The following is a 338-nucleotide window of genomic DNA, read 5'->3' on the forward strand; positions in this document are numbered from 1 at the left end:
AGGGAGGGGGTGGGACCCGACGCTCGCGCGTCGGGTCCCACCCCCTCCCTGGATGCGGATGTTCCTACCGGTCACCAGCGGTACCAGCGGTGACGGCGGCCGGAGGAGTGCGTGCCACGGGCGACGAACCCGACCAGCCAGAGCACCAGGACGACGACGGCCACCCACCAGAGGATCTTCACCGCGAACCCCGCCCCGAACAGGAGCAGAGCCAGCAGCAGGACGATGAGAAGCGGAACCATGAGTCGACCTCCGTAGTCAGTGTCGGAGGACCGGCTGCCCCGCCGAACAGCTCATATTCCTGGGAATCTTTCCGCCCGACGAGGGCAGACGACCCC

At 68.0% G+C, this 338-nt stretch carries 1 protein-coding gene; it reads right to left on the reverse strand.

What is annotated here, in order from left to right; all coding sequences use genetic code 11:
* Positions 1–71: 71 nt before the first annotated feature.
* Complete coding sequence (locus PUR61_RS01595) at positions 72–242, reverse strand: hydrophobic protein (RefSeq protein WP_329874831.1); 171 nt, start codon at positions 240–242, stop codon at positions 72–74.
* Positions 243–338: the final 96 nt, after the last annotated feature.

The organism is Streptomyces sp. BE20 (assembly GCF_036322525.1).
Lineage (GTDB): Bacteria > Actinomycetota > Actinomycetes > Streptomycetales > Streptomycetaceae > Kitasatospora.

What these genes read in the sequence shown, in the direction of transcription:
- PUR61_RS01595 (WP_329874831.1), bottom strand. Translation starts at nt 242, where the DNA reads ATGGTTCCGCTTCTCATCGTCCTGCTGCTGGCTCTGCTCCTGTTCGGG.